General features: G+C 56.1%; 20 protein-coding genes. 15 read left to right on the forward strand and 5 right to left on the reverse strand.

From position 1 onward, the window contains the following. The first annotated feature begins 97 nt into the window (after positions 1-97). From MWU60_RS05735 to MWU60_RS05755, 5 genes are all read left to right on the forward strand, one after another. Complete coding sequence (locus MWU60_RS05735) at positions 98-1,183, forward strand: isocitrate/isopropylmalate family dehydrogenase (protein ID WP_247226244.1); 1,086 nt, start codon at positions 98-100, stop codon at positions 1,181-1,183. Further along, the gene (locus MWU60_RS05740) at positions 1,183-2,193 is read left to right on the forward strand and encodes a Gfo/Idh/MocA family oxidoreductase (protein ID WP_247226245.1); all 1,011 of its coding nucleotides are present in this window, start codon (positions 1,183-1,185) and stop codon (positions 2,191-2,193) included. The genes MWU60_RS05735 and MWU60_RS05740 overlap by 1 nt, the downstream gene beginning before the upstream one ends. Further along, positions 2,193-2,873, forward strand: a complete 681-nt coding sequence (locus tag MWU60_RS05745) for a GntR family transcriptional regulator (RefSeq protein WP_247226246.1) — start codon at positions 2,193-2,195, stop codon at positions 2,871-2,873. The genes MWU60_RS05740 and MWU60_RS05745 overlap by 1 nt, the downstream gene beginning before the upstream one ends. A gap of 140 nt (positions 2,874-3,013) precedes the next feature. Next, the gene (locus MWU60_RS05750; protein ID WP_247226247.1) at positions 3,014-4,159 is read left to right on the forward strand and encodes an efflux RND transporter periplasmic adaptor subunit; all 1,146 of its coding nucleotides are present in this window, start codon (positions 3,014-3,016) and stop codon (positions 4,157-4,159) included. Further along, positions 4,156-7,281: an efflux RND transporter permease subunit gene (locus MWU60_RS05755; RefSeq protein WP_247226248.1), complete on the forward strand. Its 3,126-nt coding sequence runs from the start codon at positions 4,156-4,158 to the stop codon at positions 7,279-7,281. Before MWU60_RS05750 ends, MWU60_RS05755 begins: the two co-directional genes overlap by 4 nt. Before the next feature lie 281 nt (positions 7,282-7,562). On the opposite strand, the gene MWU60_RS05760 is transcribed toward MWU60_RS05755, so the two are convergent. Then, positions 7,563-8,564 (reverse strand): NAD(P)-dependent alcohol dehydrogenase, encoded by a 1,002-nt coding sequence (locus MWU60_RS05760; protein WP_247226249.1) that lies wholly within the window; start codon positions 8,562-8,564, stop codon positions 7,563-7,565. 12 nt (positions 8,565-8,576) lie between these two features. After that, the gene (locus MWU60_RS05765) at positions 8,577-9,293 is read right to left on the reverse strand and encodes a DUF4386 domain-containing protein (protein ID WP_247226250.1); all 717 of its coding nucleotides are present in this window, start codon (positions 9,291-9,293) and stop codon (positions 8,577-8,579) included. Positions 9,294-9,382: 89 nt separating this feature from the next. Here MWU60_RS05765 and MWU60_RS05770 point away from each other — a divergent pair, with 89 nt between their 5' ends. Further along, positions 9,383-10,282, forward strand: coding sequence for a LysR family transcriptional regulator (locus MWU60_RS05770; protein WP_247226858.1), 900 nt, complete (start codon positions 9,383-9,385; stop codon positions 10,280-10,282). On the opposite strand, the gene MWU60_RS05775 is transcribed toward MWU60_RS05770, so the two are convergent. After that, positions 10,279-10,842: a Crp/Fnr family transcriptional regulator gene (locus tag MWU60_RS05775; RefSeq protein WP_247226251.1), complete on the reverse strand. Its 564-nt coding sequence runs from the start codon at positions 10,840-10,842 to the stop codon at positions 10,279-10,281. The two genes, MWU60_RS05770 and MWU60_RS05775, sit on opposite strands and share 4 nt — an antisense overlap. Before the next feature lie 78 nt (positions 10,843-10,920). Between MWU60_RS05775 and MWU60_RS05780 the strand changes: the two genes are divergently transcribed. Together MWU60_RS05780 and MWU60_RS05785 are read left to right on the forward strand one after the other, a co-directional pair. Then, on the forward strand, positions 10,921-11,499 hold the full coding sequence (locus tag MWU60_RS05780; protein WP_247226252.1) for a hypothetical protein: 579 nt from the start codon (positions 10,921-10,923) through the stop codon (positions 11,497-11,499). Positions 11,500-11,503: 4 nt separating this feature from the next. Next, positions 11,504-12,172 (forward strand): DUF2306 domain-containing protein, encoded by a 669-nt coding sequence (locus MWU60_RS05785; protein WP_247226253.1) that lies wholly within the window; start codon positions 11,504-11,506, stop codon positions 12,170-12,172. 69 nt (positions 12,173-12,241) lie between these two features. Here the strand turns inward: MWU60_RS05785 and MWU60_RS05790 are convergent, their stop codons facing one another. Then, positions 12,242-12,955: a WYL domain-containing protein gene (locus MWU60_RS05790; RefSeq protein ID WP_247226254.1), complete on the reverse strand. Its 714-nt coding sequence runs from the start codon at positions 12,953-12,955 to the stop codon at positions 12,242-12,244. Positions 12,956-13,039: 84 nt separating this feature from the next. Here MWU60_RS05790 and MWU60_RS05795 point away from each other — a divergent pair, with 84 nt between their 5' ends. From MWU60_RS05795 to MWU60_RS05825, 7 genes are all read left to right on the forward strand, one after another. Next, positions 13,040-13,984 (forward strand): alpha/beta hydrolase, encoded by a 945-nt coding sequence (locus tag MWU60_RS05795; RefSeq protein WP_247226255.1) that lies wholly within the window; start codon positions 13,040-13,042, stop codon positions 13,982-13,984. Positions 13,985-14,157: 173 nt separating this feature from the next. After that, positions 14,158-15,183: an AraC family transcriptional regulator gene (locus MWU60_RS05800; RefSeq protein ID WP_247226256.1), complete on the forward strand. Its 1,026-nt coding sequence runs from the start codon at positions 14,158-14,160 to the stop codon at positions 15,181-15,183. A gap of 106 nt (positions 15,184-15,289) precedes the next feature. Next, entirely contained in the window at positions 15,290-15,652 is a 363-nt protein-coding gene (locus MWU60_RS05805; protein WP_247226257.1) for a glycine zipper family protein, read from the forward strand. 237 nt (positions 15,653-15,889) lie between these two features. Then, complete coding sequence (locus tag MWU60_RS05810) at positions 15,890-16,783, forward strand: SDR family oxidoreductase (protein WP_247226258.1); 894 nt, start codon at positions 15,890-15,892, stop codon at positions 16,781-16,783. Next, positions 16,780-17,460 carry a hypothetical protein gene (locus tag MWU60_RS05815; RefSeq protein WP_247226259.1) on the forward strand — a complete coding sequence of 227 codons (681 nt, stop codon included), beginning with the start codon at positions 16,780-16,782 and terminating at the stop codon, positions 17,458-17,460. Before MWU60_RS05810 ends, MWU60_RS05815 begins: the two co-directional genes overlap by 4 nt. A gap of 27 nt (positions 17,461-17,487) precedes the next feature. Further along, on the forward strand, positions 17,488-18,522 hold the full coding sequence (locus tag MWU60_RS05820) for a serine hydrolase domain-containing protein (protein WP_247226260.1): 1,035 nt from the start codon (positions 17,488-17,490) through the stop codon (positions 18,520-18,522). Between the two features lie 108 nt (positions 18,523-18,630). Further along, positions 18,631-19,656: a serine hydrolase domain-containing protein gene (locus MWU60_RS05825; RefSeq protein WP_247226261.1), complete on the forward strand. Its 1,026-nt coding sequence runs from the start codon at positions 18,631-18,633 to the stop codon at positions 19,654-19,656. 302 nt (positions 19,657-19,958) lie between these two features. Here the strand turns inward: MWU60_RS05825 and katG are convergent, their stop codons facing one another. Next, positions 19,959-22,169, reverse strand: coding sequence for a catalase/peroxidase HPI (gene katG, locus MWU60_RS05830; protein ID WP_247226262.1), 2,211 nt, complete (start codon positions 22,167-22,169; stop codon positions 19,959-19,961). Between the last annotated feature and the right edge of the window lie 121 nt (positions 22,170-22,290).

Below are 22,290 nucleotides of genomic sequence, written 5' to 3' on the forward strand. Positions count from 1 at the left end.
CGTTGGACGATGCGACGACCCTACGCAACTGTACACTGGCTTTATGCATACATTAATGTATACGTTGTCAAGAATTGATCAACAGATAGGATGAAAAATGGGGCGCAGCTTTGATATTGCGGTGTTTGATGGCGATGGGATCGGGCCAGAGATCATGGCACCCACGGTCGCGATCCTACGCCAGCTTGCGGATGCCTCGCCTGAGTATGCCCTGTCATTCACGCATCTTCCCGCAGGTGCAGCGCATTATGCAAGGACGGGCGAAAGCCTGCCTGCCGCTTCTTTGGATGCCGCAGGCAAGGCTGATGCCGTCCTGTTATCAGCGATGGGTCTGCCAGACGTGCGCTATGCCGATGGCACCGAAATTTCGCCGCAGATTGACCTGCGCAAGGCATTCAACCTTTTTGCTGGCGTCCGGCCTGTGCGCATTGGTCCGGGGCATCAGACGCCTTTGAAAATTCCCGAAGGGCGCGAGGTGGATTTTGTCCTGATAAGGGAAAGCACTGAAGGGTTGTTCTATACGCAAGGCAAAGGTGAAGTGACCGAAAACGAAGCGCGCGAGACGATGCTGATTACCCGAGAGGTGAGCGAAAAACTGTTCCGCTTTGCGTTTTCGCTGGCGCAGGACCGTAAAGCGCAGGGGCAAGGAAAGGGCCGGGTCACTTGTGTGGACAAAGCCAACGTCTTCCGCGCCTTCGCCTTTTTTCGTGGTATCTTCGATGAAGAGGCCAAGGCCTTCCCTGATCTGGTCGCAGATCACGCCTATGTCGATGCGACTGCTCTTTGGATGGTGCAGAAGCCGTGGGATTTTGACGTTTTGGTGACCGAAAACATGTTCGGCGATATTCTATCTGATCTGGGTGCGGGCCTGATGGGCGGCCTTGGTGTGGCCCCTTCGGCGGATATCGGATTGGAGCAGGCCGTGTTTCAGCCTTGTCATGGATCGGCCCCGGATATCGCAGGGCAAGGCAAGGCCAACCCGATGGCGATGATCCTGTCTGCCGCGATGATGTTGGAGTGGCTGGGGATGCGGCATGATGTGCTGGCCCTGACAGCGGATGGGCAGCGGCTGCGTCAGGCGGTTGAGCAGGTCATGCAGGATGGCATGTCTGTGACCGCGGATCTGGGTGGTCAGGCCACCACGGCGCAGACGGGGGGCGCAGTTATGGCGGCACTTGCATAATGGTTTTACGCGTCGCTTGCATTGGGGCAGGGTACTTTGCCCAGTTCCACATCGGCAGTTGGCAGCGGATGCAGGGTGCAGCACTTGTGGGTGTTTGCGACCTTGATCGGTCCCGGGCCGAGGCGACGGATGCGCTCGCCTTTGACAACACGGAGCAGATGCTTGGCACTGTGAACGCTGATATCGTCGATATCATCTTGCCGCCAACGGGCCATGCGGCGGCAATCCGGGCGGCCATTGCGGCAAACCCGCGCGTGATCATCTGCCAAAAGCCGTTCTGCACCTCATATGATGAGGCCTGCGAGATGACTGATTTGGCCGAGGCTGCGGGTATCCCGCTGATCATCCACGAAAACTTTCGCTTTCAACCGTGGTACAGGGCGGTCAAAGAACAGATCGTGTCGGGGCGCATTGGTGATCCCTTACAAGCGACGTTCCGACTGCGCCCCGGTGATGGGCAGGGGCCCGATGCCTATCTGGACCGCCAGCCCTATTTTCGTGAAATGCCACGCTTGCTGATCCATGAAACAGGCGTGCATTATGTTGATGTGTTCCGGTTCCTGTTCGGTGATCCGCAACATGTCTACGCTGACTTGCGCAAGGTAAACCAGGTGATTGCGGGCGAAGACGCGGGTTACGTGGTCTTTGATCATCCCAATGGTGTGCGCGCGGTGCTGGATGGCAACCGCTGCCTGGATCACGCCGCTGACAATAGCCGCCGCACGATGGGCGAGGGGTTGTTTGAGGGCACGAAAGGCACTTTGACCATTGCCGGTGATGGGGCGGTGCATTTCCGAGCCTTTGGTGAGGTCGCCGAGGCGTTGGTCTTGGCCTCTGATACGCATGATGGTTTCGGTGGCGATTGCACACATGCGCTGCAATCCCATGTGGTCGCGGGTCTGCTGGATGGCGCACCATTTGAAAACGCAGCACGCGATTACTTGCGGGTCATCGAAACAGAGCGTGCGATTTACCGCTCCGCTGCCCAACACAGCAAGCTGGAAATCTGATGGTCGCGTCCGGTCACCCCAAGCCCAAAAGCAACTCGGCTATCGCTGTCGAAAAGCTGCGGGAACTGATCTTTGCAGGGATACTGCCTGCGGGGTCCAATCATCTGGAAAGTGAGCTTGCCTTGCGGTTAGGCATGTCTCGCACCCCGGTGCGTGAGGCCGCGCTGACGCTTGAGGCGCAGGGATTGGTACAGGTTCAGGCGCGCAGGGGCGTGCGCATCTTGCCTATTTCGATCCGTGATATGGAAGAGATTTACGACGTGCTAACAGCACTCGAAAGCATGGCGGCGGGGCAGGCGGCACGGCAAAACTATGCCGAGGAAGAACTGCAGGAATTGCAACAGACGATTGTTGACATGGAAGACGCGCTGGATCGCGAAGATCGCGAGGCTTGGGCTGCGGCAGATGATAGGTTTCACAAAGAACTGGTGCGTTTGGGCGGCAATGGCCGTGTTGCCACGATTGTCGCGCTGATGGCCGATCAGGTGCGCCGCGCGCGTGCCGTCACGCTCTATCTGCGCCCGCTTCCATTGAAGTCGAACGCAGACCATCGGGGCGTGCTGGAGGCTATTATCACTGGCGATGCTGAACGTGCTACACGCATCCATAGCGCGCACCGCTCAGCATCAAAGAAGACGTTGATGCAGCTTTTGAAGCAAACCAAATTGCATATGCTCTGATAGGCTATTCCCAGCTTATCCGGTGAAAAAGTCGGGTGGCTGCGTCTGGTAACTGTGACACTTCGTCCCTATTTAGGGCCAAATGATTTGCGCCTGCCCGATGTGTTGGGGTTGGTATTTTGACGCCGAAGGATTGCTTCATGTCACCTAATAATCAGCCCGACTTGGCTGGAAAATTGAAATTTGATGATGATAACGGCGCTGGGCGCTCAAAATGGATTGCTGGTGTGCTGGCGCTGATCCTGTTTGGCTGGATGGGCAGCGGGTATATCCTGCCTTCGCAGGCAGCCGAGGATGACGTGGCTCAAGAGCCTGCGCCAAGGGCCGTTGTTGTGGCTGTTATGCCATCGCAAGCCGCAGATGTGCAGCTTGTGCTCAGCGCAGAAGGCCAGTCGGAACCTGATCGCGCTACAATGATCAAGGCCGAGGCTGGAGGGCAGGTTTCCTCTGTCTCAGTCGCGCGCGGCGATCTGGTGACAGCCGGGCAAGAGCTTGGGCGTTTGGATGCCGGAACGTTTGAAGCCCAGCTTTTGCAGGCTGAAACGCAGTTGGAACAGACCACACGTGACCTTAATAACGCGATTGCTTTGCAGGAACGGGGTGTTGCTACCGATGACCGGGTCAGTATGGCGCGTGCTGCAAACGCAGCCGCAGATGCTGCAACAACCGCCGCGCAAGAGCAGCTGGAAAACACCATTATCAGAGCGCCATTTGCCGGGCGCTTGAACGACCTGACCCTTGATGAGGGTGAGTATGTTGATGCAGGTGATATCGTGGCCGAAGTGCTTGATAATGATCCGATCACCGTTGTAATACAGGTCCCCCAACAGGCATTGTCCCGCATCCAGAACGGTCAAATGGCTGAGGTGCAGTTTATCACCGGCGAAGAGCGCACGGGTGTTGTCAGCTTTATCGGAGCAAACGCCGATCAGCAGACACGCACCTTCCGGGTTGAGGTCACGGTCGACAATCCCGACAGTGTGATGCCTGCCGGGCTAAGCGCGCGTATCGCACTGCCGACCGGAAAGGCACGCGGCCACTTTATTTCGCCGGCTATACTGTCGCTGGACGTGAGCGGTGAACTTGGGATCAAAACGGTGGAAGCGGATAACACGGTTTCATTCATTCCGGTTTCCATCGTGCGTGCCCAAACCGATGGTGTCTGGATCACGGGTTTGCCGGACGATGCCGACATCATCACTGTTGGCCAAGGCTTTGTGAATGCGGGTGATGTGGTTGATCCGCGACCGATGGGTGCTGATCAGACAGCGGATATCTCACAATGAACTGGCTGATCGACGCCGCCTTCAACCGCAGCAAGGTTGTGCAGCTATTGCTGGTCTTTCTGCTGGCGGTCGGGACGCTGTCCTACATTTCGATCCCGAAAGAGAGCAACCCGGAGATCCCGATCCCAGTGGTGTATGTCTCGGCTTCCGTCGATGGGATTTCACCGGAAGATTCCGAGGATGTCCTGCTTGGCCCGATGGAGACGGAGTTTGCGTCGCTCACCGGGCTGAAATCCATGACCGCCACGGCCAGCGAAGGGCGCGGCAGTGTGCAGCTTGATTTCGAACCGGGCTTTGACGCGGATGAAGCGTTGGATAAGGTCCGCGAAGGTGCGGACAAGGTTGAGAACGATCTGCCGTCGGATGCCACGGTCGTCGTGACTGAAATCAACACAGCCCTTTTCCCCATCCTGACCGTCATTCTGTCCGGGCCTGTGCCAGAGCGGACGCTGAACAACCTTGCAGAGAACCTGCAAGACGACATCGAGGCCCTTAGCGGTGTGCTTGAGGTTGATGTCGGCGGTAAGCGCACCGAGTTGATGGAAGTGCTGATCGACCCGACCGTGTTTGAGACTTACAACATTACGTTTGATGAATTGATCAGTTCAATTACGAACAACAATCAGTTGATCGCGGCAGGTGCGATTGAAAGTGAGGCTGGGCGTTTGGTGCTTAAGGTGCCGGGCCTGATCGAAAACCTAGCTGATGTTATGGAACTTCCCATTCTGGTGCGCGGGCAGACGGTTGTGACCTTCGCCGATGTGGCCACCATCCGCCGCACATTTGAGGACCCGACCGGGTTTGCCCGCATTGACGGGCAGCCTGCGCTGGCGCTTGAAATCAAGAAACGCGTGGGTGCCAATATCATCGAAACCGTGGCCGAAGTCCGGCAGGTGATTGAGGCGACCCAAGACGAATGGCCCGAAAACGTGCAGGTTCGCTATACGCTGGATGAAAGCGAAACCGTCAAGACGATGCTTTCTGACTTAGAGGCCAATGTCATCGCCGCGATCATTCTGGTGATGATTGTCGTGGTCTATGCGCTGGGCCTACGGTCGTCGCTGCTGGTGGGTTTGGCTATTCCGGGGGCGTTTCTGACCGGCGTTGCGGGCCTCTATTTCATGGGCTTCACGATGAATATCGTGGTGCTGTTTTCCTTGATCCTTGTGGTTGGGATGCTGGTGGACGGTGCGATTGTGACGGTCGAACTGGCGGATCGGTATCTGCACGAAGGCCAGTCCCCGAAAGAGGCCTATGCCCGTGCGGCCAAACGCATGGCTTGGCCAATTATTGCTTCCACGGCGACGACGCTTTGCGTGTTCTTCCCGCTGCTTTTCTGGTCGGGGGTCGTGGGTGAATTCATGAAGTTCTTGCCGATCACGGTAATCTTCACGCTTGCCGCATCGCTGTTTATGGCGCTGGTGTTTATCCCTGTCATGGGCGGCCTGATTGGCAAGCGGCAGGCGCAATCGGCCAAATCCAAAGCCCAGCTTTATGCTGCTGAGCACGGTGACCCACGCACAATGACCGGTTTCATGGGCGGCTATGTCCGCGTGCTGCAATGGTCGATCCTGCGTCCGTGGACCACGCTGAGCTTTGCGATGATGGCGCTGATTGCGTCCTTCGTGGCCTATGGCAGCTTTGGCAACGGATTGACGTTTTTCCCCGATGTTGAACCGGAGTATGCGCAGGTTGAAGTGCGCGCAAAGGATAACTTTTCGGTCTATGAACAAGACAGGTTGGTCCGGCAGGTCGAAGCGCGGTTGGCTGCTTATGACGAGATCGCCAGCGTCTATGCCCGGTCCGGCGGCGGCAATGATGGTGGCGACCGGATTGGAGCCATTCAACTGGAATTGGCAGAATGGGATACGCGGCGCCCCGTTGCCCTGATCGCCGAAGATATTCGGGCCGAGATGGCCGAGATACCCGGTATTGATGTGCAGGTGCAGACGGATTCAGGCGGACCCGGTGGTGGCAAGCCCATCAATTTAGAAGTCGTCGGCAACAATCCCGCTGACCAAGAGGCTGCGGTTGATAAGATCATCGCTGAAATGGACCGGATGGGCGGTTTCATTGATGTGGTCGACACAAGGCCCAGCCCCGGCGTCGAATGGCAAATCTCTGTTGATCGGTCCGAGGCCGCGCGCAGTGGGGCCAATGTCGCTTTGCTGGGGCAGGCCGTGCAATTGTTGACCCGCGGGATCACCGTGGCAGATTACCGGCCCGAGGACAGCGATGGCGAGGTTGATATCGTTGTGCGCTTCCCGGCCGGGGATCGCACGCTTGCCGAACTTGAAGCATTGCGCGTTCCAACGAGTGCGGGCCTTGTGCCGATTTCGAACTTCGTGTCCTTCAATCCCGCCCCCCGCAGTGGTGTGATCACCCGTATCGACCAAGAGCGTGTGGTCACGATCTCGGCTGATGTCGCATCGGGCGTCTTGGCCAATGATCAGACCGTCGCGCTGCAAAACGCGATCACCACGCTTGATCTGCCAGCAAGCGTGCATGTTGAGTTTGGCGGCGAGGCCGAAGATCAGGAAGAGTCGATGACATTCCTGATCGGCGCTTTCTTTTCGGCGATTGGTCTGATGTTCGTGATCCTGCTGACGCAGTTCAACAGCTTTTGGCAGGCCTTTATCGTGATGTCCGCAATTGTGTTCTCTATCGCGGGGGTCTTGATCGGTTTGATGGTCACTGGGCGCCCCTTTGGTGTGGTCATGGGCGGGATCGGTGTGATCGCCTTGGCCGGGATCGTGGTGAACAATAACATTGTTCTGATCGACACCTTCAATCAGTTGAAAGCGCAAGGGTTTTCATCGCTTGAGGCGGCGTTGCGTACCGGTGCGCAGCGCTTGCGTCCTGTGGTGCTGACGTCGGTGACGACCGCGCTTGGCCTGATGCCGATGGTGATCGGTTTGAACATCAACTTCTTCACCCGCGAAATCGTCTATGGCGCGCCCTCTACCCAATGGTGGACAGAGCTGTCCAGCGCAATTGCAGGTGGTTTAGTTTTTGCAACGGTGCTGACGTTGTTGGTGACACCGGCAATGCTGATGCTGAGCGAGCGGCGCGCGAAACGGTTTGAGCCGTCGGGCGCTGGTGGTGCCGTGCCGGCAGAGTAGGGTGGCTGGCTTGCAACGTCGTGCGTTACGGTGCGGTGACGGCTATGCGGGACAAAGCGGACTTGTGCTGATGCAGCTATTGCTAACGCAGCATGCCTTTGCAGGTGCGGCATCTCTATCGTCTCGACTCCGCGTATGTCATTAAAGCGGCCATTCGATGCAGAAATGCCAGCGCTGTCACCGCGATAGCTAATCGGTTTGCGATAGTGCAACGGCCGACACGTATTTGTCTCGAAGTTGGCGGACTGCAAATGCACACCGCCAACTCGGATCAAATATATCTAGGCGATATTCGAAACCGCTTGTTGCTCGCTGAAGCTTACAACCACATTGCCCTTCTTACGCCCCGTATCGACATGAACATGAGCGGCTTTCATATCTTCAAACGCGTAGCTTCGGTCTATGACGGGCTGAAGAACACCTTGCGCGGCGAGTTTTACGACTGCCTCCATAATATCCCGGTGCTCAGACGCGACGCCACCCACCATTTTTTTGCCCGCAAGACGCGCCTTGAGGCCGCCAACAAACATGTCCGATGTGATACCCGCGATCAGGACCATTTTTCCTCCGTCTCGGATCGCGTGCTTGGCTTGCGCCCAAGGCAGCGTTCCGACGGTGTCAACGACCATGTCATATTGGACGCCTGTCTCAACAACGTCTTGCTTGCGATAGTCAAGCACGTGATTTGCACCCAAACCACGAACCATCTCTGCGTTTCCACCGCTACAGACTCCTGTGACATGCGCACCGAGATGTTTGGCGATTTGGACACAGGCCGATCCGACAGATCCAGACGCCCCGTTGATCAGAACCGTCTCACCCTGTTGCAGTTTGGCCTTATTGACCAAAAAGTCGTAGGCCGTTGTTGCACCGAATGGGATCGCTGCCGCGTGTTCAAAGCTGATGTTGTCCGGCTTTGGGGTCAACTTTCCATCCTCAGGCATCGTGATGAACTCTGCATGTGCGCCAAATGCAGCGCCGGGAAATCCAATCACGGCGTCACCGGTTTGATAGCTGGTGACCTCTGAGCCGATCGCTTCGATCACACCGGAAAATTCAGTGCCAAGGATCGGCTTGCGCGGGCCGGTGATACCGAACACCAGCCGCCCCATCAGGCCAAGGCCCTTTGGCATGGTCAGGCTGCGGGCCCGCCAGTCGCCTGCGCTGACGGTGGTAGCGTAAATGCGGATCAAGACCTCATTTGGTTTGGGCGTTGGCTGGGGAAGTGTGACCTGTTCGATCACGTCAGATGAACCGTATTGCGTGTATGAATAAGCAAGCATTGAACGTCTCCTCTATGCGGTTGCAGGTGTGAATTGGGGGGAAATGCGGCCACCGCGGATCAGCAGCCAAAGGCCGAAGCTGATTTCGGAAACTGTCACAATGACCAGCAGCGCGATGTAGGTGTAGTCGAGTGCTGCGACATCCGTGAATGTCAGTTCAACGATACCTTGCAGCAGATAGCCAAATGCGCCGATGAACAGGCCCCGACCCAACAAACGCGGGACGATTCCAGATTTCAGGATCAGCCAGCCAAGCGCCGACAGATGCATCCCAAAGAACAGCTGCCAGACAAAGACGCCCGTCGAATGTGCATCAAAGAACATTTGAACAAGGGCATGGAGTTGCGCTGTGTCCCAGCCGGTGTCACGGGTCAGTAAGATGTAGGGCATCACCCAAAGCAGGATGTTAATCCCCATCACGGTTATCATGCCCGCACGAGATATCAGCGCGACCATCGACATCTTTGGACCTACATTCTGGAACATCTGATAAAGGATCGCGGTGATCGCCAATTCAAACAGGATCACCAAGCTGTCGGCGACGATGCCAAGCTTGAACAGCCCCTGATTGGCCAGCAAGTTGGCGCTTGAAGTAGCGGCATCTGCGGCAACGATCTGCATTGGGACATAGCCGATGCTGAAGCCGCCGCAGACGGCGATTGCGAGATAGAGCGCGCCAGCGGTGCGCGCGGCGCCCGGATCCCAGTTTGTATGTGGACCAGTCGTCATCCTCTTTCCTTTCTTGTTTCCAGTTGATGTTGCGAAGGGTCTACGCTTCAAACCCACCCATGCGAATTGACCAAAATTCCATTTTTGATATGCATATGCGTATGGATTGGCGCGCTGTGAAATTTGACTGGAACAAGGCACGCGCCTTTTTGGTGACGGCAGAGGAAGGGTCGTTATCTGCCGCCGCCCGTGCTTTGGGCATGGCGCAGCCGACGCTTGGGCGTCAGGTTGATGGCTTGGAACAAGAGCTTGGCGTGGTCTTGTTTGAACGCGTGGGCCGTGGCCTGACGCTCACGCCAAGTGGCATGGAGCTGTTAGACCATGTGCGCGGCATGGGGGAGGCAGCGGGCCGCGTCTCGCTGACCGCCCTTGGTCAAAGCCAAGCGCTGGAGGGGTCGATCAGCATATCCGCGAGTGAACTCTATGCCACCGTCCTGCTCGCCCCGATCGTTGCTAGGCTGCGCCTTGAGGAACCGGGTATTCATGTTGAGATCGTCGTTTCAAACCACGCGAGTGATTTGCTGCGCCGCGAGGCGGACATTGCAATCCGCCATTTCCACCCAACAGAGCCTGACCTGATCGCCAAGAAGATCGGAACTGCAGATGCGGTTTTATATGCGGCACCTAGCTATGTTGAAAAACTGGGCCACCCGACCAAGCCCTACGATTTGCGCCACGCTGACTTCGTGAACATGGATCGCAATGGGATGATGCTGAAGGGCCTCAATAGCCTTGGGCTGGGCCTGACGGAGGCCAACTTCCCATTATTGACCGAAAGCTATTTGGTGATGTGGGAGTTGGTAAAGCAGGGGGCCGCCATCGGTATTCTGGATGCCGTCATTGGAGACGCCGAACCTGCCGTTGTGCGGGTCTTGCCTGATCTGGAGCCGTTGTCTTTTCCGATCTGGCTGGTCGCGCACCGCGAACTGACAACCAGCCGGCGGATCCGGCGGGTCTATGATTTCCTTACCGAAGAGCTAAAGCGCTAGTGATGCCGGAGACGGCTAAGTGTCACAGGCGTGATCCCCAAAAACGACGCGATAAGTGCGTGGCTAAAGATGTCTTCATAGCCCGGATAGGTCTCGCGAAACCACTTTAGCCGATCAGCGCCACCGAGTGCTGCAAGACACCACTCTCGATCCGCTTTCTGGTTCAACGCCTCGCGCAGTGCGCCATTGGCCCAGTTGCGAATGGGTTCAGACGAAATCATGAGCTGCGTCAGTTGATCGCTGTCGATCCGGGCAATTGTTGCGCTGGTCGTCGCGACAATCGAAACGAGCGACCGTCCCGCGCGCGTGCGCGCAATGTTGGGTGTCACAACACAGGGCCCGGTGTAGAAACCCACACAGACCTCTTTGCCCTCGGGATCGCAAATGGTACTTATGAGGTGGCCGTCCAAAACAAATATTTCATCTACATGAGGGTCTTCTTGACGCACGATGTGCGCCTTTGCCGCCACCCGCGACGTGGACCATTCAGAAGCAAATTTTTCGACGCCGCCGTCCTGTGACAAGTCGGGCGATTGCATCAGAAACGTTCGTAAATCCATGTCTGCAGGCCTTATCAAATGATAATGCGGGGGGCTTTGTTTGCACGCATCTATCGCACAAACAAAGGAGTTTGAAAAATGATTGATAGAATTTGGGCAAGACATTTAGGGTTGGCAGCTGTTGGCTTTGGAGTGGCCGCTGCGACGGTTTACTATCTGATGATAGCCGTCACGCTCTCACATCTCGAGTCGATATCTGGGCATGTGCCATTTGACATGCGTCCGGTGGGTTACAGCCCACAAGAAGCCACAGCACTTTTGGAAGGCTTGGGTGCCGAAGGACGTAGCTATTACCTAACCCGCCAAATACCACTCGATACCGCCTATCCAGCCCTGCTTGCTTTGACTTTGCTCGCCACGATTTGCTGGTTTGGTCAACGAATACCCAACAGCAGACTGGTTCGCGTCGGCGTTTTCCTTTCGGTCGGCAGTGCGCTGTTCGACTACGCCGAGAACCTTGGGATCATCGCGATGATTTGGAGCTGGCCAGACGTATCAGAGCTTCTGGTATATGCCGTTTCCGCCGCGACAATCGTCAAATCCGCCCTGACAACTTTTGCTGTACTACTGACACTTTGCATTGGTTTCGTTTGGATGCGCCAACCCGGACGCCGGCCATCACCCTATGGGTCGATGAATTCTGCGAAGAACGGATAGGCGCATGTTTTATTTAATGAAAATTCCACAAGCCATGTTCTGGTTCTTGTCTATTGTCGTCGCCCTTGTGTCCTATCGATTTGTTGTGCTTGGGATGGATGAGGCGTTTGCGGGCGCAACCCACCAACTTTTGACATCTAGAGACGCATTCTATCTGCACATCATCACTGCGCCGATTGCCTTGGCCATTGCACCGTTTCAATTATCCAGAAGATTTCGTGCGCGCTCAATTCGCAGTCATCGGTTGATGGGCAAAGTATATTGCACCGCGGTTTTTTTGGCAGGGATGAGCGGCGTCATCATTGGCTTCACCGCCAGGGGCGGCCTGATCGCCCAGTCAGGATTTGTGTTGCTGGGGGTGGTTTGGCTGCTCGCGACGTTGCGTGCGCTGCAAGTCGTCATGCGCGGTCAGATTGCGCTTCATCAAGCATGGATGATCCGCTCAATCGCTTTGACGTTTGCAGGCGTGACGCTGAGGGTATTATTGCCCGTTCAACTTTTGGCAGGCATTTCAATAGACGTTGCTTATCCGGTTGTTGCTTGGCTTTGCTGGGTGCCAAACTTGGTCGTGGCTGAATTCGTCATCCGTAGATCGAAGAATTCACTGGGGCATTATGCCGAGACTAGAAAACAAAACTGCCCTCAAAACTTGCGCTCACCCCTGGGTCCTTAAAGTGGTGGCTTGGTCAAATGATGCCCATCTATTGGATCGTCCGGGTTCGTCACGCAGCTTAGAATGGCGCTACACGATACGAATGGGCCGAACACCATCATCAAAGGGAACGATGCGCCGGCGAAATGAGTGTTCTTCAACACAAACAGGTTCCTGAATCCGGTCCATGCGGAAATGGCGAAAATCTTCACGCACCGGATCCCAAGCGACCAGATACCACAGAGGCGGCAGAATCAGCAAAGCTTGCGGTTCGACATGCCGCTCAGTCTCCGCCCCTTTGGCGTCGCGATAATGAAACTGCAAGAAGAACCCTTTGAGAAATGCTGTCTCAAATGCGGGCAGCAAATCAGGTGCCATCTCTCCGAGATTGGATGTGTCGACTTGCGGCGCGAGAGGCCCGACATAAAGGCAATCCAGCAAGCGGCGTAAATCGCGGATTTTGCCAGTTGGAAGGGCTTTCTCAATTTTGGAAAGCCCGGCGTCAGCAAGGCTTGAGAACGGGAGGTTTCCCGCCGCACGCATGGCTGACACACCAATGATCAATGCGAACACCTCTGCCACAGACAGGCGCGCGGTCGTTTGGATGGAAGACGCATCTAGGCTGAGCCCGCCGCCGCGCCCCGGTTCGGTTTGAATGACGAACCCTTCGTCGCGCAATGCCGCAATGTCGCGGATAATCGTGCTGCGTGAGGCCCCGACTGTTGATGCAAGCGTCTCGATCGTTGAGGTGCCGTTGCGGCGGAGGTTGCGCACAATGGCGTCTTGCCGGCTGCGTGTCTTCATAGTGGGAGCTTATCACAAAAGGTATCAGATTTTGGATTGTTTTTGTCTTAGGCGATCAGGACACAATTAAGGAGGAAACTGAAAATGTCTAAGATCACCAACTTTCCAACTCCCACAGTCATCCCAGTAAACGGTGTCGAACTTGAAGTGTTTGAAGCCGGGCAGGAAAATGCGGACAACCCGATTGTCCTTTGCCATGGTTGGCCAGAGCACGCCTATTCATGGCGACACCAAATGCCTGCGCTCGCCGCAGCAGGCTTCCATGTCATCGCCCCGAACCAGCGGGGTTATGGCAAATCATCACGTCCTGATCAGGTCACGGACTACGATATAACACAGCTGACTGGTGATCTTGCGGCGCTGCTTGATCATTTCGCATATGAAGAAGCTGTCTTTGTCGGCCACGATTGGGGCGCGAATGTCGTGTGGAGCCTCGCACAGTTGCATCCAGATCGGGTGTCCAAGATCATAAATCTCGCATTGCCCTATCAGGCACGCACGTCAAAGCCTTGGATCGCGTTCATGGAAGAGTTCTTTGGTGCCGATAACTACTTTGTCCACTTCAACCGGCAACCGGGCGTTGCTGATGCAGTGCTTGACCAGAACACCTCTCGGTTTCTAAGCAATTTGTACCGCAAAAACGTCCCGCTATCTCCGCCTGAGCCCGGCATGACGATGATCAACCTAGCGCAGGCCGAAGCACCCTTGGGTGAGCCTATCCTCAACGACGAAGAACTTGCGGTTTACGTTGAAGCCTTCGAGAACGCTGGTTTCACCAGCAGTATCAACTGGTATCGAAACATGGACCGCAATTGGCAGATACTCGCGGACGTGGACCCGATCATCCACCAGCCTGCGCTTATGATCTACGGCGAACAGGACATGATCCCGAAATCGGAAAATCTGGCGGATTTCGTGCAAAACGTGGATGTGGTCAGCCTTGATTGCGGGCATTGGATTCAGCAGGAAAAGCCGCAAGAAACGACCCGGACAATTTTGCAATGGTTGGCAGAGAGCGGCGGCACTTAGGGCCCAACGCCACTCAGTAAGCCTGATCGCTCGTGTCGCCAAATTCGCCACCAGAACGGCTGAGCTTGTACAGATCAGCTCCGCAGTACGACGTCGCATGCATCCGTCTCTGTTGCTAAAGAACTGGGTCAGGACGTATTCTGTCAACAGACCACCGGATAGGGGCAATAGTCATGACCGAACAAACCATGGCAGCAGGGTTCGCAGCTTCATTTGCCGACTATGCCTGCGACCGAGGCGCAAAGCGACACGCGTTGCTGGCAGACAGCGGTCTGACAGAGGATGATCTGTCTGATCAGGATAACCGCATTCCAATAGCGGCCTATCAGGCGATGATTGGTGCTGCGATCAGGCAAACTGGCGACACCGCCTTGCTGCTGCGACACACATTGGAAACGCGGTTAGAGACAATGTCGGTCGTGGGTCAGATCGTGCATACTTCGGCGTCACTGCGCCACTCTCTTGAGCAGCTCAACCGCTATTTGCACCTGATGGGCGATGTGGAACTGCCTCCAGGCGTCGACCGGTTCGGATTGCAACACAATGCGGACGGTCTTTGGATCGTTGATCATCTCGTGTTGCCTCCTGACATGTCTTTCTGGTCCGAGGTGTCGTTTGCGCGATTCATCAGCGAATTCCGTCGATCATCTTCGGATGCGACGTTTGAGATTGGGATGCAGGTCACTTATCCGCCGCCGCCGCATGTGGATGAGTATCCTGAACTGTTCCGCGTGCCCGTACAGTTTAATGCGACCCGCAATGCGCTTCAAATTGATCCGGTCTGGGACAGTCCCGACACAGAGTTTGAACCCGGGAATGAATATGCGTTCGGCATCTTTACCCGCCATGCTGATGAGATGCTCGCAAAGTTGCCGGCGGATACCTCGATACGAGCGCAGATTGAAGCCCAGATTTTGCCCAAGATACATGAAGGGTCGATCTCGATGGACAAGATTGCACATGACATCGCGATGAGCCGACAAACACTATATCGGCGCCTGAAGGACGAGGGTGTCACATTCGCTGAGATCCACGATGATCTGCGCCAACGCATGGCGATGGAGTATCTGGGTGGACAAAAGGTCACCGTGAATGAAACCGCATATCTCTTGGGGTTTTCCGAAGCCTCATCTTTTGTGCGCGCCTTCAAGCGTTGGACCGGGCTTAGCCCAACTGCCTACCTTAATCAGGCCGCCTGATGACACTCTGTTACGAAGTGTCAATTCATTGATGCCTGCGGTCATGCCGTTACAGTGCTAGGCTGGCTATCTGCTTTCTCGACAATAAGACGAGAAAGGTCAGACAATGAAAACGCAGATTACCCTTACCACAGCCGCATTGGCCCTTGTGACAGCATGTGCTGACAGCGGCGCAGATTACCAGCCCATCTTGGATGGTACGCCGACCGCAGCTTATCAGGCCGACTTGACGAGCTGTCAGGCGCTTGCCCGCAATCAGAAACAGTTCGATCAGGACACCATGGCCGCAGCTGTCTTGGGTGCTGGCGTAGGTGCCGCACTCGGTGAAGCTGACAGTGGCGACGCGCTGGGTGGCGCTGTCGCAGGCGCACTAGCCGGCGGCATTTCGAGCGCCGTAGATGTAGGCGAGCGGCGCGAAGCCATCGTTGTCGAATGCCTGCGTGGTCGCGGCCACCGGGTCGTTGGTTGAGGGCGCCCCCATGACAAACGTCCTCCGCTTACGCGCCAGACGGTTTCACGCGCTCCATGCCATACTCACTGGTAACGCAGCTTCGGCACCTCTCAAGCATAGCGATCTTTCGGATCACTTGTCCCGGGACATGGGCTTGCCGGAATGCAGGCTGTACGAGCGACCTACCAGCCATCTGGGCATCTGCATTTTCCCTGGCAGACCCTAGCGCCTATCTTCACAAGAAAGCTTGTTGATATGAGACGTGTCTTCATCGCTGGAGCGACCGGCTACCTTGGTCGCCATCTTTGTGCCGAATATCAGCAACGTGGTTGGTATGTGATCGCTCTTGTTCGCAAGACGTCACAAGCAGCGCCGATCGCAGCCGACCAGCTGATTGAAGCCCAAGCCACGGATCCCGAGACTCTGAGAGGTGTCATGGCGGGGGCCGATCTGGTTGTGTCCTGTCTTGGCATCACACGGCAGACGGATGGGCTGGGCTATTGGGATGTTGATTATCAGGCCAACCTCAACCTGCTGCGCGAGGCGGAGCGGGCGGGTGTGGGCCAGTTCGGATATATCCACGTATTGCGCGCCAGCGATATGGCGCAGGTACCGATGGTCGCAGCCAAATCTGCATTCGTCGTGGAACTGCAGCGCTCTGCGGTCGCTGCGACGGTCATTGCACCCACAGGGTACTTTTCCGACATGGCCGATTTCCTGAAAATGGCGCAATCTGGACGGGTTTGGTTGTTCGGCAATGGCAACAAACGGATCAACCCGATCCACGGTGCTGACTTGGCAACCGCCATCGCAGAAGCTGTCGAGGCGCAGCTCGATTGGCAAAATGTCGGCGGACCTGATATTTTTACCCAACGGGAGCTGGCGGAACTCGCGTTTGCCAGCATTGGGAAACCCTCGCGGATTACTCTGCTGCCGGACATTATTCGGCGAATTGCCCTGCGCGTTTTGCCGTTTGTCACGCCCAGCCGCATCAGCGGGCCCGCCCGGTTTTTTCTCAGCGCATTGGCCCTCAACATGGTCGGTGCCTGCCACGGCACGCGGTGCCTGAAAGATTATTTTGAAAACAGCATTGCCGATCTAAAGTCGGCAAGCATCCACCCCATTTCAACTGAAAGGAAAGAATTATGACTATGCAACGTATTGGCGGGATTGCCGCGTTGGTCTGCGCCGCCACCTACATTTTTGGCTTTGTTCTGCTTGTAACAGTTTTCGCTGAATCCGGCTTTGGCACTAACCGCATTGATGCAGCAGGTGTGGTTCAATTCACCGTTGAAAACCAAGCGCTCATGATCACGTGGAACACAGTGATCTATGTTTTGAACTCACTGGCGCTCGCGGTGCTGGTTGTCGCACTGGCAAGCCGTTTGAAAACCAAGTCACCGGATTGGAGCACCATCACGCTGGCCTTTGGTCTGATCTGGACAACGCTTGTGTTGGGCGCGGGTATGATCGGCAACGTCACAACAGAACAGATGGCAGTGCTAGCGCCGAACAACTTTGAAACAGCGGTTCAGACTTGGGAAGCGCTGCACGCTGTCGAACTTGGACTGGGTGGCGGAAATGAAATTGCCGGTGGGGTCTGGATCCTCTGCGTCAGCATTGCGGGCCTGATTTACCAGTCGTTTGGAAAGATCATCGTTGGGCTTGGGCTGCTCACCGGCTTGGGCGGGTTTCTGACGATCCTGCCGCCCTTGGGTGAAGTCGCGGGCGCAGTTTTCGGCCTTGGTGCGATTGCGTGGTTTATCGCGGTGGGCTTGGCGCTTCTCTTCAAGCGCGATGCTGTGGCAATGCAGGCGAGCGCCTGATCTTCAAGAGGTTCGAGGAGTTTGCCGATGACACTTTCGCAAAAGATCCAAGCCCTGATCGACGTGGAATGCGCAAAGGCAAACACCCACGGAGTGATCTTGCGGGTCTCTTCCGGCGATGGTCGCGTGGATTTCAAAGGCATTGCGGGGGTTGCGACCCCCGACACACGGTTTCCAGTCGCGAGCATCACCAAGATGTTTACCGCGACGCTGATCATGCAGCTTGTTTATGAAAGACGGATCAATCTTGATCAGACCGTTCAAAGCATCCTGGCCGATGTAGATCTATCTGGCCTGCAAGTCGTGAAGGGGGTGGATTACGGGCCAACGCTGACTATTCGACATCTGCTTCATCAGACATCAGGCCTTGCGGACTACTATGAAAGTGACCTTGCCATTGACCTGAAAAGCGGCAGGGACCGCAGTTATGACCTATACGATGTCTTGCGTATGACAAAGGCGCTGCCACCGCAGGCGGCACCTGAAAGCGGCAAGTCGCATTACTCGGACACCAATTACCAACTGCTTGGAGCGGTCATCGAAACCGCAACCGGTCAAACCTATGATCAGGCGCTGCAAAGCCGCATTTGTGAACCACTAGGACTGACGCAAACCGGCGTGTTACAGGGAAACGACATGGGTCTTCCGGTATATCACAAAGACAAAAGACTGGACGTCCCTCAAATCCTCGCAAGCATGACGTCGGATGGCGGCATCATTTCTACCATGGATGAAATGCTGACTTTTCTGCGCGCCTTTATGGATGGTCAACTGTTCAAGCCAGAAAACGCTGTCCAAATGCGTCAGTGGAACCGGCTCTTTTTTCCGCTTCAATATGGGTACGGGCTTATGCGGGTCAAACTGCCCCGTTGGATGACGCTGTTTCGCGCCACGCCTGAGTTGATCGGGCACTCCGGGGCAAGTGGATCTTTCGCCTTTTATGCACCGGAACCGGACATTTACCTGATCGGGTCGTTCAACCAGACCGACGCACCGCGGCGGCCCATCGCTTTCATGCTGCAATTGCTGAACCTCGTTGCAAAACACGGGGCATCAAGATGAAACGCATGCTCAAGTGGATGACTGGCGCGGCGGCGGTCCCGATTGCTTTTTTTCTGGTCGTCAGTGATGCCAGATAAGAACAACAGACACAGACGTCTCCAATCCATGATGCGACCCTATGAGAGCCCGCACCACGCTGTTGTCGCCTTTCAGTTGCTCAACGAGAAGGTGACATACCTCCACTCCGGGTCAGAGGTCTCTGATGCCCCGTGTGAGGATTGGTTTTTCGAGATTGGCTCCATCACCAAGGTCTTCACGGCAATCCTGCTCTGTCTGCTGGTCGAAGAGGGTAGGATCGACCCACAAGCGCTGGTGCGCGATATGTCTGACACTTTGAAAGACGTGCCCGAGTGGATTACCCCTGAACGCCTGATTTCGCACACAAGCGGACTGCCGAACTATTTCATGCCCCTATGGAAAGCACTGCTAAGGCAACAGCCGGATGGCCCCTATGCAGCGTTTTCGCGTGAGGACCTGCTCGCGTGGTTCCGAAATCGCCGCGGCAGGCCGCGCCCGTCCACAGATCGGCATGTCTACTCGAACCTTGGTGTGGGCCTATTGGGCGAAGCAATGGCCATCTTGGAAGGGAAGCCTTTCGTTGAACTTCTCGTAGAGAAGGTGACCGGCCCGATGGCACTCAAGGACACAACTGATCATCTCGACAGCGGTCAGCACAACCGCTTCGCCAATCCAAAGACAACCAGGGGCAAATCCATCCCGCCTTGGACATTTCAAGCCTTGGCTGCGGCCGGTTGCCTGCGGTCCACGGCGCAGGATCTCGCTCGTTTTGCCAGTGTCGTTATCCGTGCAGCGAACACCCCCAAAACGGCCCTTGACCGAGCGATCCACAGGTCAACGCTTCCGCTATATGGTCTTGGCCCGAAAGGGGCCATGGCTCCGACAGCGCAATGTTCTGGCTGGCTGTTGGTGACGCCGGACAACCGAGAGCCAGGGTTTCTGTTTCACAATGGCGGAACGGCCGGATCGTCATGCGCCCTCTATGTCAATCCTGAACGGAATGCGGCGTTCGCCATCCTGTCAAACAATGGGGTTGCGGGAAATATATGGGGGAGCACAAAGCTCAACTGGTCCAAGCCGATGAAACATGCCAGTGAGCTGTTTGCTATGGGTTGATTTTGCTAAAGCCGTCACCGCCAATAGCTGTGCCCGATTGTTCAACGTTTCGTTTTGCGCACGGTTCGCATGAACGACCGGTTTTTTGCGGCACGGCGGCATCGGAAATTTGTGACCCTGCAGCAATATTCATGTTGGGAGCGCACGCAGCACAAAATCAATGTGTCCGCTATGGGCTCAAAGCGGCCAAAAGGGTCGCTCGCAGTAAACACGAATCTGACGGAACTGTTTGGCTGAGAATTTGAAGCTAATTGTCATAAGTCGTTGTGGCGCAGCCCTATGGAGGGCTGCGCCACAACCATTTACTTCACATCGAAGCGATCAAGGTTCATGACCTTTGTCCACGCCGCAACAAAGTCGTTCGCGAACTTCGCTTTGGCGTCATTCTGCGCATAGACCTCAGCCAGAGCCCGCAGTTGCGAGTTGGAGCCGAAGACCAGATCGACGCGTGTGCCGGTATACTTGACGTCGCCCGTCGTGCGGTCACGGCCTTCATAGGTGTCATCGCCTGCGTTCTTCCACTCGATCCCCATATCGACGAGGGTTGTGAAGAAGTCGTTGCTCAGCGTGTCTGTCTTGTCGGTGAAGACGCCGTGCCTGGACCCGCCTGCATTGGCACCCAACATCCGTAGACCGCCAACCAGAACCGTCATTTCCGGTGCAGAAAGTGTCAGTAGTTGCGCACGGTCGACCAGCAGCTTTTCAGCAGGCACGTTGAAGTCGGCCTGAAGGAAGTTGCGGAAACCATCGGCTTGCGGCTCAAGCGGTTCAAAGCTTTCTGCATCTGTTTGCTCGGCGCTGGCGTCCATACGACCCGGTGTGAACGGCACGGTGATGTCGTGACCGCCGTTTTTGGCCGCTTGTTCAACCCCGGCACAGCCTGCCAGCACGATCACATCGGCAAGCGATACCTTCTTGCCGCCCGATTGCGCGTCGTTGAAGGACGTTTGCACGCCGGTCAGCGTGTCCAGCACCGAGGCCAGTTGCGCGGGCTGGTTGACCTCCCAATCCTTCTGCGGAGCCAAACGGATGCGTGCACCATTTGCACCGCCACGCTTGTCCGACCCACGGAAAGTGGATGCCGAGGCCCAGGCGGTTGAGACCATTTCGGAAATGGACAGACCAGAAGCCAAGATTTTTGCCTTGAGTGCGGCGATGTCTGCATCGTCGATCAGGTCGTGATCCACAGCTGGGATCGGATCCTGCCAGATCAGGTCTTCGTCAGGCACTTCGTCACCCAAATACAGAACCTTTGGACCCATATCGCGGTGTGTCAGCTTGAACCATGCGCGGGCATAGGCGTCTGCGAACTCATCCGGGTTTTCAAGGAACCGTTGCGAGATTTTTGCATAGGCCGGGTCCAGCTTCATTGCCATGTCCGCTGTGGTCATCATCGGCGCATGTTTGCGTGATGCGTCATGTGCGTCTGGCACGGCATCGCCCATCGCACCGCCTTTGGGGTGCCACTGATGCGCGCCTGCCGGGCTTTTGCCCAGTTCCCATTCGTTGCCCAAGAGTGTTTCGAAATAGCTCATGTCCCATTTCGTTGGTGTCGGGGTCCATGCGCCTTCGATGCCGCTGGTCGTGGTGTGAACGCCTTTGCCGCTTTCGAAGCCGTTTTTCCAGCCAAGGCCCATCTGTTCCATTGGCGCGCCTTCCGGCTCTGGCCCCATCAGGTTGGGATCGCCCGCACCATGTGCCTTACCAAAGGTGTGACCACCAGCAACCAGTGCGACGGTTTCTTCGTCGTTCATCGCCATCCGCGCAAAAGTCTCGCGCACGTCATGGGCTGAGGCGAGGGGATCAGGGTTGCCGTTTGGCCCCTCTGGGTTGACGTAGATCAGGCCCATTTGCACGGCGGCGAGTGGGTTTTCCAACTCACGCTCGCCAGAATAACGGCTGTTTGGTTTATCGGATGTGGCCAGCCATTCATCTTCGCGGCCCCAGTACACGTCTTCTTCGGGTTCCCACACATCGGCGCGACCGCCGCCAAAGCCGAACATTTCCAGCCCCATGGATTCCATCGCGCAGTTGCCGCAAAGCACGAAAAGGTCGGCCCATGAAATCTGGTTGCCGTATTTCTGCTTGATCGGCCACAGCAGGCGGCGGCCTTTATCAAGGTTGCCGTTGTCGGGCCAGCTGTTGAGCGGGGCAAAACGCTGTTGACCGGAGCCTGCACCGCCGCGACCGTCCGCGGTGCGGTATGTCCCGGCTGCGTGCCAGGCGAGGCGGATAAAGAACGGGCCGTAGTGCCCGTAATCCGCAGGCCACCAGTCCTGGCTATCAGTCATCAGGGCGTGCAGGTCTTTCTTCAGCGCCTTGAGGTCGAGCTTCTTGAACTCTTCTGCATAGTCGAAATCCAGACCCATCGGATCAGAGGCTGGCGCGTTCTGGTGCAGGATTTTCAGGTTCAGCTGGTTAGGCCACCAATCCTTGTTCCCGCGCACGCTATGGGTCGTATTGATCGAGGCCCCGTGCATGACTGGGCATTTTCCGGCGTCGTTACCGTCCATTTGTTTTCTCCGATGTTGGTTGCGTTGCGTGCGCTACGTGATTGGTTCAAGATCGCGCTTAGAATCATTCTAGCACGTCACCACCATTGGTTTAAGTTGCATTTTTTGATTGTCATCATAA

The sequence above is a fragment of the Yoonia sp. F2084L genome, from assembly GCF_023015625.1.
GTDB lineage: Bacteria > Pseudomonadota > Alphaproteobacteria > Rhodobacterales > Rhodobacteraceae > Yoonia.